General features: G+C 54.6%; 1 protein-coding gene. It reads left to right on the top strand.

What is annotated here, in order from left to right; translation table 11 throughout:
• Positions 1–10 precede the first annotated feature (10 nt).
• Positions 11–652, top strand: a 642-nt coding sequence (locus ACR0IP_RS23350; RefSeq protein WP_480528187.1) for a TIM barrel protein, incomplete at its 3' end; no start/stop codon positions are given.

Here is a 652-nt window from a genome sequence, read left to right on the forward strand (position 1 = left end):
AGGAAATTCAATGAAGACAATCAAAGGTCCAGCTTTGTTTCTTGCACAATTTGCCGGGGACGAAGCGCCGTTCAATTCGTGGGGCGCGATCACTAAATGGGCGGCTGACTGTGGATACAATGGCGTTCAGGTTCCCAGTTGGGATGGCCGGTTGTTCGACCTCGAACAGGCCGCATCCAGCGTCGGTTACTGCGATGAGTTCAAAGGCAAGGCCCAAGAAAATGGCGTCGAAGTCACCGAGCTTTCAACGCATCTTCAGGGTCAGCTTGTTGCCGTTCACCCAGCCTATGACAGTGCGTTTGATGGCTTTGCAGCGGAAAGCGTCAGAGGAAACCCTAAAGCCCGTCAAGAATGGGCCGTAGACCAGGTCAACAAAGCGCTATCCGCTTCGAAAAATTTAGGCATTTCGGCACATGCGACATTCTCAGGCGCGTTGGCATGGCCATATGTCTATCCTTGGCCGCAGCGCCCTGCCGGTTTGATTGAAACGGCATTTGATGAGCTTGCGCGCCGTTGGGTGCCCATCCTGAATCACGCCGATGAATGCGGTGTCGATGTCTGCTACGAAATTCACCCCGGAGAGGACCTCCACGATGGTGTGACCTACGAGATGTTTCTCGAGCGGACAGGCAATCACCCACGGGCCTGCATG

The sequence above is a fragment of the Ruegeria sp. AL11 genome, assembly GCF_056540865.1.